The organism is Streptomyces sp. NBC_01750 (assembly GCF_035918095.1).
Lineage (GTDB): Bacteria > Actinomycetota > Actinomycetes > Streptomycetales > Streptomycetaceae > Streptomyces.
The window spans coordinates 3116424-3130656 of sequence record NZ_CP109137.1 but is presented as its reverse complement, the minus strand read 5'-3'; the positions used below and the strand labels follow the sequence as shown (position 1 = coordinate 3130656).

The 14233-nt window shown below is 69.9% G+C and carries 8 protein-coding genes; 3 read left to right on the top strand and 5 right to left on the bottom strand.

Annotation, left to right across the window (positions count from 1 at the left end; translation table 11 throughout):
* Positions 1-93 precede the first annotated feature (93 nt).
* Positions 94-2700, bottom strand: coding sequence for an aminopeptidase N (gene pepN, locus OG966_RS14075; protein WP_326649943.1), 2607 nt, complete (start codon positions 2698-2700; stop codon positions 94-96).
* A gap of 281 nt (positions 2701-2981) precedes the next feature.
* On the opposite strand from pepN (OG966_RS14075), the gene OG966_RS14070 reads away from it, so the two are divergent.
* The gene (locus tag OG966_RS14070; protein ID WP_326649942.1) at positions 2982-3485 is read left to right on the top strand and encodes a DUF1203 domain-containing protein; all 504 of its coding nucleotides are present in this window, start codon (positions 2982-2984) and stop codon (positions 3483-3485) included.
* A 66-nt stretch (positions 3486-3551) separates the two neighbouring features.
* On the opposite strand, the gene OG966_RS14065 is transcribed toward OG966_RS14070, so the two are convergent.
* A complete protein-coding gene (locus tag OG966_RS14065; RefSeq protein ID WP_326649941.1) occupies positions 3552-4580 on the bottom strand; it encodes an aspartate-semialdehyde dehydrogenase in 1029 nt (342 codons plus the stop codon).
* 183 nt (positions 4581-4763) lie between these two features.
* Complete coding sequence (locus OG966_RS14060; protein ID WP_326649940.1) at positions 4764-8090, bottom strand: S8 family serine peptidase; 3327 nt, start codon at positions 8088-8090, stop codon at positions 4764-4766.
* Positions 8091-8564: 474 nt separating this feature from the next.
* On the opposite strand from OG966_RS14060, the gene OG966_RS14055 reads away from it, so the two are divergent.
* Positions 8565-9035 (top strand): NUDIX hydrolase, encoded by a 471-nt coding sequence (locus tag OG966_RS14055; RefSeq protein WP_326649939.1) that lies wholly within the window; start codon positions 8565-8567, stop codon positions 9033-9035.
* Between the two features lie 119 nt (positions 9036-9154).
* Positions 9155-10315: a serine hydrolase domain-containing protein gene (locus tag OG966_RS14050; protein ID WP_326649938.1), complete on the top strand. Its 1161-nt coding sequence runs from the start codon at positions 9155-9157 to the stop codon at positions 10313-10315.
* Positions 10316-10328: 13 nt separating this feature from the next.
* Here the strand turns inward: OG966_RS14050 and OG966_RS14045 are convergent, their stop codons facing one another.
* Together OG966_RS14045 and pepN (OG966_RS14040) are read right to left on the bottom strand one after the other, a co-directional pair.
* Complete coding sequence (locus tag OG966_RS14045) at positions 10329-11351, bottom strand: hypothetical protein (protein ID WP_326649937.1); 1023 nt, start codon at positions 11349-11351, stop codon at positions 10329-10331.
* Between the two features lie 206 nt (positions 11352-11557).
* Positions 11558-14134: an aminopeptidase N gene (gene pepN / locus OG966_RS14040; RefSeq protein ID WP_326649936.1), complete on the bottom strand. Its 2577-nt coding sequence runs from the start codon at positions 14132-14134 to the stop codon at positions 11558-11560.
* Positions 14135-14233 lie beyond the last annotated feature (99 nt).

Sequence of the window (14233 nt, the reverse complement as noted above, 5' to 3'; positions counted from 1 at the left end):
AGGGGTCACAAAATTGGCGGGAAGTTCGTGCCCGCGAAACGCGAGGGCGCCCCGGGCCGTACGGCCCGGGGCGCCCCTTCTGTACGGATAGGGCTACGGTTGCGCAGCCGCGGCGTCCGCCGCCTGCGCCTTCAGCGCCCGCTCGACGCCCGCGCGCGACTCCGAAATCAGCCGCCGCAGCGCTGCGTTCGGCTCTGCCGAGTCCAGCCAGGCATCCGTGGCGTCCAGCGTGGCCTGCGAGACCTGGAGCGAGGGGTAGAGCCCCACCGCGATCTGCTGGGCGATCTCATGGCTGCGGGACTCCCACACGCCCTTGACCGCCGCGAAGTACTTCTCCGCGTACGGGGCGAGCAGCTCGCGCTGATCGGTCTGGACAAAGCCCGCGATGACCGACTCCTGCACGGCGTTCGGCAGCTTGTCGGACTCGACGACCGAGGCCCAGGCCTCCGCCTTCGCCTCCGCCGTGGGCCGGGCCGCGCGTGCCGTGGTCGCGTGGCGCTCGCCCGCCGCCGTCTTGTCGCGCTCGTACTCCGCCGCGATGTCGTCCTCGTCGAGCATTCCGACCGCCGCGAGACGCTCCACGAACTCCCACCGCAGCTCGGTGTCCACGACCAGGCCCTCGATGGACTCCGTGTCGTCCAGCAGCGCCTGGAGCAGGTCGAGCTGCTGCGGCGTCCGCGCGGTCGCGGCGAAGGCACGGGCCCAGGCCAGCTGGTGGTCGCTGCCCGGCTCGGCCGCGCGCAGATGCGCCAGCGTCGCCTCGGTCCACTGCGTCAGACCCGTCTCGCGCCACTGCGGTGCCGAGTACAGGTCGATCGCCAGCTTCACCTGGCGGTGCAGCGACTGCACGACGCCGATGTCCGACTCCTTGCCGATGCCGGAGAGGACCAGGGACAGATAGTCCCGCGCGGCCAGCTCGCCGTCGCGCGTCATGTCCCAGGCGGAGGCCCAGCACAGCGCGCGCGGCAGCGACTCGGTGAAGTCGCCGAGGTGCTCGGTGACGACCCGCAGCGACTCCTCGTCGAGCCGGACCTTCGCATAGGTGAGGTCGTCTTCGTTGAGCAGGATCACCGCGGGACGGCGGGTGTTCTGCGGGAACGGCACATCCGTGCGCTCGCCGTCCACGTCCAGCTCGATCCGGCTCGTACGGACGAGCTTGCCGTTCTCGTCGAGGTCGTAGCAGCCGATCGCGATCCGGTGCGGGCGCAGGGTCGGCTCGCCCTTCGCGCCGGTGGGGAGGGGCGGCGCCTCCTGGCGTACGGCGAAGGACGTGACGTACCCCTCCTCGGAGATCTCGATCTCCGGGCGCAGGATGTTGATGCCCGCCGTCTGCAGCCACTTCTGCGACCAGGTCTGCAGATCACGGCCGGAGGTCTCCTCCAGCGCGCCCAGCAGGTCGGACAGCCGGGTGTTGCCGTACGCGTGCGCCTTGAAGTACGCCTGCACGCCCTGGAAGAACTCGTCCATGCCGACGTACGCGACGAGCTGCTTCAGCACCGACGCGCCCTTGGCGTACGTGATGCCGTCGAAGTTCACGAGAACGTCATCGAGGTCGCGGATTTCGGCCATGATCGGGTGCGTCGACGGCAGCTGGTCCTGCCGGTACGCCCAGGTCTTCATGGAGTTCGCGAACGTGGTCCAGGCGTGGGGCCACTTCGAGCCCGGCGCGTACGCCTGGCAGGCGATCGAGGTGTACGTGGCGAACGACTCGTTCAGCCACAGGTCGTTCCACCACTCCATGGTGACCAGGTCGCCGAACCACATGTGGGCCAGCTCGTGCAGGATGGTCTCCGCGCGCACCTCGTACGCCGCGTCCGTCACCTTCGAGCGGAAGACGTACTGGTCACGGATGGTCACCGCGCCGGCGTTCTCCATCGCGCCCGCGTTGAACTCCGGCACGAAGAGCTGGTCGTACTTTGCGAAGGGGTAGGCGTAGTCGAACTTCTCCTGGAACCACTCGAAGCCCTGCCGCGTGACCTCGAAGATCGCGTCGGAGTCCAGGAACTCGGCGAGCGAGGGCCGGCAGTAGATGCCGAGCGGGACGGACTGGCCGTCCTTCTCGTAGCTGCTGTGGACCGAGTGGTACGGACCGACGATCAGCGCCGTGATGTACGTGGAGATACGGGGCGTCGGCTCGAAATGCCAGACGCTGTCCTTGGGCTCCGGGGTCGGGGAGTTCGAGATGACCGTCCAGCCCTCAGGGGCCTTCACGGTGAACTGGAACGTCGCCTTCAGGTCCGGCTGCTCGAAGGAGGCGAAGACGCGGCGCGCGTCCGGCACCTCGAACTGCGTGTAGAGATACGCCTGCTGGTCCACCGGGTCGACGAAGCGGTGCAGCCCCTCGCCGGTGTTGGTGTACGAGCAGTCCGCGACCACCGTCAGCTCGTTCGGGCCCGCGTGCAGATGCGGCAGCGCGATCCGCGAGTCCCGGAAGACCGCGGCGACGTCCAGCTCCTTGCCGTTGAGCACGACCTGGTGGACGGCCGGGGCGACCAGGTCGATGAAGGTCTCCGCACCGTCCTCGGCGGACTCGAAGCGCACGGTGGTCACGGACCGGTAGGTGCCCTCCCCTCCCTCCGCCGGGGTGTCCCCGCTCCCCTGTGCGGCATTGCTCAGGTCGAGGTCGATCTCGTACGAGTCGACGGTCAGCAGGCGGGCCCGCTGCTGTGCCTCTTCGCGGGTCAGATTCGTGCCAGGCACGCTGTCATCTCCTCGGTTCGTGACGTTTGGGGCCATCCTTCCATGGGCTGCGGGTCGGCCGCCTGCACTAATCGGGGCGGGCGACGGCACCGGGTTCAGCGGGGAGTTGCCGGGGTCCAACCGTGCCGCCACCGTCGCCGCGCCGGCGGAAAGCGCAAGCGGCAAGGGGGAGCGCGCATGCCTCCCCACCGGCGGCCGCACATCCGAACCGGCCGGTGCGAGCCGAACTCCATGTCCATTTCCCGCCGGATGCAGGACCCGGTCGGCGTCACGCTGAACCCATGACCGGAACACTCTGGACCACGCGTCCCATCGAACCCGCCACCCTCGAGCAGCTCCGCGACACCGACGACGCGGGCCGCGCCTGCGCCCCGTACACCGATACCGAGGGCGGCGCCCCGCTGCGCTGCTGTCTGCGCCTGAGCGGGACCGGCGAGCGGATCGCCCTGGTCTCGTACGCCCCGCTGCGCCGCTGGGCCACCGAGACCTGGGCGAAGCCCGGCGCGTACGACGAACAGGGCCCCGTCTTCATCCACGCCGAGGAGTGCGGAGGGCCGGCCGGGCAGGAGGGCTACCCCTTCGCCCGCCCCGGGGCGCTGCGCACACTGCGCCGCTACGACGCGGAGGGCCGTATCGCGGGAGGCCGCCTCCTGGAGATCCCGGAGGCGGCCACCGAAGCGTTCGACGCGGCGTTCGCGGAGGCCTTCGCCGACCCCGGCGTGGCCCTGGTCCACGTCAGGGCCGTGGAGTACGGCTGCTTCCAATTCGAGGTACGGAGGGCGTAGCAACCGGGGGCGCTCCGCCCGGGCCACCCGCTCCTGAGCAGCCTGAGCAGCCGGAAGGGCCGAAGGTCAGCCCTTCAGCTCCTGCGCGACGAGCTCCGCGATCTGGACCGCGTTCAGCGCCGCGCCCTTGCGGAGGTTGTCGTTGGAGAGGAAGAGCGCGAGGCCGTTCTCCACCGTCTCGTCCTTGCGGATCCGACCGACGTACGAGGCGTCCTTGCCGGCCGCCTGCAGCGGGGTCGGGATCTCGGAGAGCTCGACGCCGGGGGCGTCCTTCAGCAGCTCCTGCGCGCGCTCCACGCTGATCGGGCGCTCGAAGCGGGCGTTGACCTGCAGGGAGTGGCCGGAGAAGACCGGGACGCGCACACAGGTGCCGGAGACCTTGAGCTCCGGGATCTCCAGAATCTTGCGGGACTCGTTGCGGAGCTTCTGCTCCTCGTCGGTCTCGAAGGAGCCGTCGTCGACGAGGTTGCCCGCCAGCGGCAGGACGTTGAAGGCGATGGGGCGCTTGTAGACGGCGGGCTCGGGGAAGTCGACCGCGCCGCCGTCGAAGGTCAGTTGGTCGGCGGCTTCGGTGACCTGGCGGGCCTGCGCGTGCAGCTCGGCGACACCGGCCAGGCCCGAGCCGGACACGGCCTGGTAGGTGGTGGCGACCATCGCGCTGAGCCCGGCCTCTTCGTGCAGCGGACGCAGTACCGGCATCGCGGCCATGGTCGTGCAGTTCGGGTTGGCGATGATGCCCTTGGGGCGGTTCTTGATCGCGTGCGCGTTGACCTCGGAGACGACCAGCGGGACCTCGGGGTCACGGCGCCAGGCGGAGGAGTTGTCGATCACGACGGCGCCCTGGGCGGCGACCTTCTCGGCGAGCGCCTTGGAGGTCGCGCCACCGGCCGAGAAGAGCACGATGTCCAGACCGGAGTAGTCGGCGGCGGTCGCGTCCTCGACGGTGATCTCCTGGCCCTCCCACTCGAGGGTGGATCCGGCAGACCGGGCGGAGGCGAACAGACGAAGCTCGTCGATCGGGAACTTCCGCTCGGCGAGGATCTTGCGCATGACTCCGCCGACCTGACCGGTGGCTCCGACGATTCCGACCCTCACGGTGACTCCTTCTGTCTGTGCGTACGACGCGGGCAGCCTGCCCATCATGCGTATGACCTGGGTCCGCTTGTCCAATCCATTGTCCGGGCTTCGGGACGTGTGAGTCAGGACATGCCGACGGGGCGGGTGCTCCGAAGAGCGCCCGCCCCGCCGTCGTACGGCTCACGCCGTCACATCACACCGCTACGGAGTGACCTTCTCGATCACGACGCTGCCGGCGCCCGCGGCCGTGCCGCGACCGTTCAGCAGCTGCACCTCGCCGAAGAACTGACGTCCCTCGGGAGCCGGGCCGCCCACCAGAACCTCGGCGCTGACCTGCGCCGACGCCCCATTGGCGAGCTTGACGGGCTTGGTCGAGTCGACCTTGACCGAGCCGAGTGAGGCCGCGAAGAACACATCGCGGTAGTTGTACTCGGTGGTCCCGGCCGGGACGGAGTAACCGTCGACCACGACGGTGTACGTGCCCGCGGCCGGCTTGAGCAGGCTCACAGCCTCCTCGGAGTCGCCGTCCGCGGACTGGCCCACCCGGACGCCGTCCAGGAAGACCGACAGGTCCAGGTCGGCCGCGGTGTCGGAGACGCCGCCGATGGCGACGTCGAGACGCTCGACGCCCTCACCGATGGTGACCGTCGACTCCTGCGACTCACCGTTCTTGATCGACGGACGCGAGACCTTGGCCGAGCCCAGCGAGCCGCCCGCGAGCTTGCCGTCGATGGCGGCGAAGCCGTTGGTGACCTTCCACTCGACGGGGGTCGGCGTGCCGACCTTCGCCTCGGGGAGGGTCTTGACGGCCGGGTCGAAGGAGGCACCCAGCAGGGTCACGTCCAGCTTGTATGGGTTGTCGAGCAGCGGAGAGGTGCGCCGCGACTCGATCTCGATCTCCCAGACGCCCGGGGTCGGCTCGGCGTACGAGCGCAAGTCCGGACGGCAGGTGTTCGCCGGATTGTTGTAGTTGGGGTAGCAGAAGATCGTGGAGCTGTCCTCGACCGCCACACCGTAGGGGTGGATGCCGATGAAGCGGGTCTGGCTGTCCTTGGCCAGGCCGCCGAGGGCGACCTCCAGGTTCTTCGCGCCCTCCGGCACGGTGATGAAGTACGACTTGCTGCTGTTGCGCTGTACCGAGCCGGTGTCGGAGAAGCTGTACACGGGCTTCGCCAGCGGCTTCGAGACGATCACGGTGGCGAGGATCTGCTTGTCGACGCCCTCGGTGCGCTCGTCGTCCACCTCGAGGATCGCGCTGTGCACGCCTGCCGTGCGGGGCTTGGCCTCGACCTTGACGGTGACCGGCTGGTTCAGCGGCAGCGTGACCGCGCCCGAGCCGGGCAGGTCGAAGGTGCCGTCGTTGTACTTCCAGTCCAGCTCGTGCCGCACGGGACGGTCCGGTCCGGTCGTACGCGTGATGGTGACGTCGTACGACTTCTTCTGGCCGGCCTTCAGACCGCCCTCGCGGTCGTAGAGGCCGGTGCCGAAGCCCGGGGTCTTCAGCGCGAAGTCGATCGCGGTGTCGACCGGAGCCTTGACGCCGTACTCGTGGGCGGTGGCGCCGTCCTCGATGGCGTCCCAGGCGTCCACGATGTTGATCAGGCCGGAGCCCTGCTCATGCGCCTGCACTCCGGGGATACGGTGCGCGGTGCTGGTCAGCGCCGTGCGCAGCTTCGCCGGGGTCAGCTCGATGTGCCGCTGCTTGGCGGCCGAGAGCAGCAGCGCGCTCGCGCCCGCGGCCTGCGGCGAGGACATCGAGGTGCCCTGCAGCATGGAGTAGCCGGCCGGGAGCTCGTAGCCCGCCTCCTTGACCGGGCTGCCGGGCAGCCAGGTCTGGGTGGTGTTGATGGAGGCACCGGGCGCGGTGATGATGGGCGCGAAGCCACCGTCCTCGCGCGGGCCGCGCGAGGAGAAGGGGAGCATGGCGTACTTCTTGGTCACCCCGGAGCCGTAGTTGGCGGCCCAGGTTTCCTTGGAGATGGCGGCGCCGACGGAGATGACCTTGTCGGCCAGGCCCGGGTCGCCGATGGTGTTGGTGCCAGGACCCTCGTTGCCTGCCGAGATCACCATCTGGACGCCGTAGGTGTCGATGAGCCGGGTGTAGAGCTCGGCGCGGGCGTTGTTGCCGTCGTTCAGCGCGGGCAGACCGCCGATGGACATGTTGACGATGTCCACGCCGCGGTTGATGACCAGATCGGCCATGCCCTCGGTGAGCGCGATGTTGGTGCAGCCGCCGCTCCAGGTGCAGGCGCGCGAGGAGACCAGCTTGGCGCCGGGCGCCTCACCGTTCATCTTGCCGCCGAAGAGGCTGTTGGCGGCGGTGATGCCGGCGACGTGGGTGCCGTGCTCGCTCTCGATGACGCCGATGTTGACGTAGTCGGCCTTGGCGCCCGCGGCGTTGTAGACGACGTCCTTGCGGACCTCGATGACGAACGGGATCCGCTCGACGACCTCGGTGGCCGGGTTGTCCTTGCCGAAGTAGCCGATCTGGAAGCCGTTCTTGTACGGCTTCATGACGGTGTCGTTCGAGAAGTTCCCGTCGTTGTCGAGGTCGACGGTGGCGGTCCGGGTGCCCGGGTCGTACAGCACGCCCCAGACGTCCGTGGTGTCGCCGTCCCGGTTGAGGTCACCGGCCATGTCGCCGCCCTTGGTGGCGGCCTCGGCGAAGAGGTTGAACTTGTACGCGCCCGCCGGGGCGGAGTACGTACGTCCGTTGACGGCGAACGTAGGCCCGCTGACGTCGAGCGACATCCGGCGCCAGGTGCCGTCGCCGTCCGCCACCGGGTCGGTCGCGGTGACCCAGTCGACGATCTTGCGCTCGCCGGTGGTGGTCTTCTGCAGCGCGGGGTGGCCGAGGTCGACGCCGGAGTCCAGGATGCCGATCGTCACGCCACGGCCGTCGGCCTTGGGGTGCTCCTTGACGAAGTCCACCGCGCCGGTCTCGAAGGACGGGTTGTACGGGTTCTTCGCCGGGGTGTTCTTTCCGGGCGCCGGGTACGTCGTGGCCCGCGTACCCGCGGTGCCCGCGGCCTTGGTGGTGTCTCCCGCCGGGGTCGGGTCGTCCAGCTTGACCTCGTGCTTGAGGTCGATGCCGTGGACGCTGGAGAGCTTGGCCGCCGCCTTCAGCGCGGCCTCCGCCTTGGCGGTGGGAAGGGTGGCCCTTACATAACCGAGCTGGTCGAACGTCCTGCCCACGACCGCACCCTGGACGGCGTCCAGCTGCCCGGCGACCTGCTCGGTCGCGCCGGGTGCGGTGGCGACCATCACGGTGACGCTCTTCTCGCCCTTGGCCTCGGCCTGGGCGAGCAGATCGGCGTCGGCCGAACCGAGCTTGTCGGAGGAGGACTTGGCCTTGACACCGGAGGTGCCGGCCGGATCGTCGGCGGGCGAGGCCGAGAAGGCCGGCGCGGCGCCCGCGGCGATCAGCGCGGTCACGAGCGACGCGGCGGCCGCTATACGGGCCACGCGTCTGTGACCTGGTACGGAGCGCCCTGGAATGGAGCTCTGGGATTCGGGGGTCATCAGCATCCCTGTTTGTGAAAGGTAAGGGTCCGGAATTCGGTGCCGGATGACCGCTCAGCCTTTCGTAAGTGACAGGGGTTTGTGGAGAGTTGGCCGAGACGTGAACCCATCATGGCGTAGATCCGCCACTGCGGCAGATACGCCATGCTGGACAATTGGGTACTTTTCGTGACATACCGCGGTCGCCTGTCCCAGTCCTCGCGGGTGCGGCGGCGAGCGCGTCCCGGGCGGTCACCTTCCGCTCCAGGGTGGCCGCGTCCGCGGTGAACCGCTTCGCGAGACCGTTGGCCGTCAGCCGGGTCGGCAGCCCGTCGACCCCGGTCAGCGGGTCCTGGCGCGCGCCGTGCCGCGCCCACCTGGTGCTGAGCAGGACGAGGGCCCGTCCGAAGTCCGCCCGTCCGAAGTCCCCCGTCCGAAGTCCGCCCGTCCGAAGTCCGCCCGTCCGAAGTCCGTCGGCGTTCGTACCTCTACCCTCACCGCATGAACAGGCAGTTGCGGAACAGGGAGTTGAGGGTCGCGGCTTACGCCGTCTGCGTACGGGAGGATCAGATCCTGCTCGCCCGCTGGGTGGCCCGTGACGGCGTCAAGAAGTGGACGCTGCCCGGCGGCGGCATGGACCACGGGGAGGACCCGCTCGATACGGTCGTCCGCGAGGTCGAGGAGGAGACGGGGTACGCGTCAGAAATGACCGCGCTGCTCGGCCTCGACACCATCCGTCGCCAGTACCCGCGCAGGCTCGGCGCTTTCGCCGACTTCCAGGGGCTGCGCATCGTGTACGAGGGCCGGATCGCCGGCGGCGAGCTGCGCCACGAGACGGACGGGTCGACGGACCTCGCCGCCTGGCACTCGCTGGACGCGGTGACAGATCTGGAGCGGGTCGAACTCGTCGACATCGGCCTGGAGTTGTGGCGGTCCCGGCCCCCCGTGGGCCGGATCGCCAGGAACGGCTGATAGCCGCTCAACCCTTCCGCCACAGGCAACGCCGCACGCGCCGCCCGAGTCCCTACAGCCGACCGCAGCCGCGGAGCAGCAGCCGCGGAGCAGTGGAAGACAATCGACAGGGGACTGGTATGTCGTTACGTACGGTACGTACGCTCCGGGCGGCGTTGACGGGAGTGGTGGCGATGGCAGCCCTGGCCACCGCCGCCCTGGTGAGCCCGGCCGCCGCGGACAGCGGCACGGGTGAGACCCACCGCGGCACCCAGCGGGCGATCGAGGCCGCCGTCCGCGACGGAGTGCCCGGAGTCGTCGCCCAGGCGCACGACCGCGACGGCACCTGGAGCGGCACGGCCGGCGTGGCGAATCTGCGGACCGGACGCGAGCGCCTGCCGCAGGACCGCTTCCGCGTCGGGTCCATCACCAAGACCTTCGTCGCCACGGTTGTGCTCCAGCTGGAGGCCGAGGGCAGACTGAGCCTGGACGACACCGTGGAGCAGTGGCTCCCCGGCGTGGTGCGCGGCCACGGCCACGACGGACGCCGGATCACCCTGAGGCAACTCCTCAACCACACCAGCGGGATCTACAACTACACCGACGACCCGGGCTTCCTGGCGAAGGTCTTCGGCGACGGCTTCTTCCAGCACCGCTACGACACGTGGACGCCGCGGCAGCTGGTGGGGCTAGCGATGGGGCACAGCCCCGAGTTCGCCCCCGGCACGGCCTGGAAGTACTCCAACACCAACTTCGTCCTCGCCGGAATGGTCGTCGAACGGGTGACGGGACGTCCCTACGGAACCGAGATCGAGCGCCGGATCCTGCGCCCGCTCCATCTGCGCGCGACCTCCCTGCCCGGGACCGAGGCCCGGATGCCGCGCCCCAGCGGCCGGGCCTACTCGAAGCTGTCCGAGGACCCGAAGGCGAAGATCCATGACGTGACCGAACTGAACCCGTCGGCCGCCGGGGCGGCCGGCGAGATGGTCTCCGACTCCGCCGATCTGCAACGCTTCTACCGGGCGCTGCTGAAGGGCGATGTGCTGCCGCAGCGGCAACTGCGGGAGATGACCACCACCGTCCCGACGGACCCGAAGGAGCCGTACAACCGCTACGGTCTCGGCCTGATGCGGCACACGACGAGCTGTGGCACCGAGGTCTGGGGCCACGGGGGTGGAATTCACGGTTCCGCGTCCGAGGCGCTCACCACGCGGGACGGGAGCCACTCGCTGGCGCTGAACTTCAACGGCGACTGGGCGGGGGACAGCGAGGCGGTCGTCGAGGCGGAGTTCTGCGGCTGACGAGGTTTGCGGCTCACCGTGGCAGCACGACCACATACGCAGCCGGGTCGCGGTCGGTCGCCGCCATCAGCGCCGTACGGACCACGGTCGCCTGCTGCTCCAGTGACTCCCGCAGCTTCCTCGGCGTGATGTGTACGACGGTGATGCCGAGCCGCTCGAGGTGCTCGCGCTTGCGGGCGTACTCCGACCACAGTGCGTCGTCGTGGCGGGGCGCGCGGGTGTCGAGTTCCACGGCGACGGCCGGCCCGGGCCAGTAGGCGTCCACACCGCCGAGATGCGGGCCGCCGGGCAGCCGCAGGTCCACGTTCCACAGGGGTTCGGGCAGTCCGGCGCTCCGCACCAGCTGGTACAGCCGGGCCTCGGCGAGTGCCCGCCCCTCGGCGAGCAGCGAGCCGACGGCGTCCACCACATGGGGCCGGTTCAGCAGCCGCGCGCGGTTCAGCTCCGCGACGACGGCGGCTGGTTCGCAGTGTCCGCCGCGTACCGCCTCGGTGAGCAGCCGCCGTACCGCATTCGCGTCGGGAAGCTGCGCGACGGCGTCCGCGAGGGCGCGCGGCACGGGCGCGACGGGCAGACCGCTGATCACTTCCGCTCTCGGCAGGGCGTGCGCCCGCACCAGCCGGGCGCATCCGATCGACCGCAGCCGCCGGGTGCGGGGCACGAGGACGTCGATCCGGTCGAGGGAGAGCAGCGGAGGAGCGGAGGGGAACCGGCGCAGGGCGAGCGCGGCGAGCCCGGTGATCATGGCCTCGCCGTACCGGAGCACGTCGGTCTTCCGCGCCCCGGACTGTGCGGGCAGGGGCGGCCGGCCGGCGTACAGCAGCGTGGCGTGCAGCCGTTCCTCGCTGGTCGGCGGCCCGGGGTGCAGGAGGAACACACCGGGCAGCAGCAGCTGCCAGGGCCCACCGGGGCGGCACTGCGCGGTGGCCCTGGCGGCCGAGACACCGTGGGCGTGCAGTTGCGCGACCGACAGCACACGCAACTGCACGGCGGAGAGGTGACTCAGGGGGAGGGGGGAGAGTGGGGTGTTGTTCATGTCCGGGGGATGCCCGCGGTCGGACGGCCCGCTAACCGCTGTTACAAGCCCGTCGACAATTCAGGACAACCCCGTCCTAAAGTACGGACGTTCGACTGCCGAAAAGAGCCACTTCGCGCCGTGCGCGGCCCGGGCGGTCGCCTGCCCCGGGAGGAAGGGGCGGGGGGAGGGAAGAAGACCCTCGGGTACCCGTCCCCCGCACCCCCTCAGGCGCCCGCCCCCGCGCCCCCGTCGCATGCCTGCCCCCGCAGCGCCCTCGCCAGGTCGTCCCGTGCCTCCAGCACCAGACGCCGCAGCGCCGGCGGCGCACCCGCGTGGCCGTCCAGCCACGCGTCGGTCGCCGCCAGCGTGCCCTCGTCGTCCTGCAGGCTCGGGAACAGACCCTTCACCACGTCCATGCCGATCTGGATGGACCGGTCCGCCCACACCCGCTCGATCGCCTCGAAGTACTTCGACGCGTACGGAGCCAGCAGCTCCCGCTGCCCCGCCTGCACAAAGCCCGAAATCGTCGCCTCCACCAGCGCGTTGGAGAGCGCGTCGGACTCGACGACCTGCGCCCACGCCTGGTCCTTCACCGCCGCCGACGGGCGTGCCGCCAGGCACCGCATCTGGTGGCGCTTGCCCGAGGCCGTGTCGTCGCGGGCCAGTTCGTCCGCGATGGCCGACTCGTCCGCCACCCCGTGCGAGGCCAGCGGCTCCAGGAACGCCCAGCGCAGCTCCTGGTCCACCTCCAGGCCGTCGATCTTCGCCGTACCTTCCAACAGGCCCTGCAGCAGCTGCAGATCGGCCGCCGATGTCGCCGTCGTCGCGAAGAACCGCGCCCATGTCAGCTGGTGCTGGCTGCCCGGCTCGGCCAGCCGCAGCTCGCGCACCGCCCCTTCCGCCAGCAGCCGCCCACCTTGCTCGCGCCATTCGGGCGCGGCGTAGTGCTGGAGCGCCGAGCGCGCCCACGCGTGCAGCATCTGCAGTACACCGATGTCCGACTCGCGGCCGGCGAACCGCAGCACCAGATCGATGAAGTCCCGCGCCGGCATCAGGGCGTCCCGGGTCAGATTCCACAGCGCCGACCAGCACAGCGCCCGCGCCAGCGGGTCCGTGACATCGCCCAGATGTGCCCGCAGTGTCGCCAGCGAGCCCTCGTCGAAGCGGATCTTGCAGTACGTCAGGTCCTCGTCGTTGACCAGGATCAGATCGGGCCGTTCGGCGCCCGCCAGGCCGTCCACGACCGTCCGCACACCGGTGACGTCCACCTCGGCGCGGGCGTATCGCACCAGCGCGCCCACCTCGTTGCGGTACAGACCGACCGCCACCCGGTGCGGCCGCAGTTCGTCGCCGTCCTGGAGCACGGCGAGTTGGGTGATCCGGTCGCCGGTGTCGTAAGTGGCCATGGGTGTCAGAGAGTTGACGCCTGCCGTCTCCAGCCAGGACCGGGACCAGGACGTCATGTCCCGCCCGGACGTCTCCTCCAGAACGGACAGCAGATCACCCAGGCGTGTGTTGCCGTACGCATGCCGCTTGAAGTAGCGCCTGGCGCCCTCCAGGAAGGCATCGCGCCCCACGTAGGCGACCAGCTGCTTCAGTACGGACGCGCCCTTCGCGTACGTGATCCCGTCGAAGTTGAGCTTCGCGGCCTCCAGGTCATGGATGTCGGCCGTGACCGGATGCGTGGACGGCAGTTGGTCGGCCCGGTACGCCCACGACTTGCGGTTGTTGGCGAAGGTCACCCAGCCGTTGCTGAACCGGGTCGCCTCCACCAGCGAGAACGAGCCCATGAAGTCCGCGAACGACTCCTTCAGCCACAGGTCGTCCCACCACTGCATGGTGACCAGATCGCCGAACCACATGTGCGCCATCTCGTGCAGGATGACGTTGGCCCGGCGCTCGTACGACGCCTGTGTCACCTTCCCGCGGAAGACGAACTCCTCGCGGAAGGTGACACACCCGGGGTTCTCCATCGCGCCGATGTTGTACTCGGGCACGAACGCCTGGTCGTACTTCCCGAAGGGGTACGGGTAGTCGAAGTGGTCGTGGAAGAAGTCCAGGCCCTGCTTCGTCACCAGGAAGATGTCGTCCGCGTCGAAGTGCCGGGCGAGCCCCTTGCGGCACATCGCGCCGAGCGGGATCTCCAGCGTCGTGTTGTCGTCGAATGTCCGGGTGTAGAGGTCGGTCTCGTAGTGGTACGGACCGGCGACGACCGCCGTGATGTACGTCGAGATGGGCTTCGTCTCCGCGAACCGCCACACTCCGTCCCCGTCGAGCGCGCCCGAGCCGTTGCTCCAGACCGTCCAGCCGTCGGGCGCGGTCACCTCCAGGCGGAACGGCGCCTTCAGGTCGGGCTGTTCGAATGTGGCGAAGACACGGCGCGCGTCGGCCGGCTCGTACTGGGTGTAGAGGTAGACCTCGCCGTCCTCCGGGTCGACGAAGCGGTGCAGCCCCTCGCCCGTACGGCTGTAGGCACACTGCGCGTCCACGATCAGCACGTTCTCCGCGGCGAGGCCGTCCAGTGCGATCCGCGAGCCGTCGAAGACGGCGGCCGGGTCCAGCTTCTCGCCGTTCAGCGTCACGGCCGTCACGGCGGGCGCCAGCAGATCGGCGAAGGTCGGGGCGCCCGGCTGTGCGCTACGGAAGCGGATCGTCGTCACCGACCGGAAGGTGCGGGGCCCGGAGCCCTCCGCGGCCTCCCCGACCGCCGAACGCAGGTCGAGCGCGACCTCGTACCCGTCGACGGACAGCAGCGCGGCCCGCTGACGGGCCTCGTCGCGGGACAGATTCTCACCGGGCACGGGCACTCCTTCGTGTCTCGTTCGAACAGCACCGATCCTCCCATGTGCACCTGGCACGCGGTATACGGGAATCCCCGGGCGAACGGTGGCGTTGCCCGT

Bases quoted from the DNA above. Each gene is read 5' to 3' on its own strand.
- OG966_RS14045 (WP_326649937.1), bottom strand. From the start codon at position 11,351: ATGAACAACACCCCACTCTCCCCCCTCCCCCTGAGTCACCTCTCCGCC.
- OG966_RS14050 (WP_326649938.1), top strand. From the start codon at position 9,155: ATGTCGTTACGTACGGTACGTACGCTCCGGGCGGCGTTGACGGGAGTG.
- OG966_RS14060 (WP_326649940.1), bottom strand. From the start codon at position 8,090: ATGCTGATGACCCCCGAATCCCAGAGCTCCATTCCAGGGCGCTCCGTA.
- OG966_RS14070 (WP_326649942.1), top strand. From the start codon at position 2,982: ATGACCGGAACACTCTGGACCACGCGTCCCATCGAACCCGCCACCCTC.
- OG966_RS14055 (WP_326649939.1), top strand. From the start codon at position 8,565: ATGAACAGGCAGTTGCGGAACAGGGAGTTGAGGGTCGCGGCTTACGCC.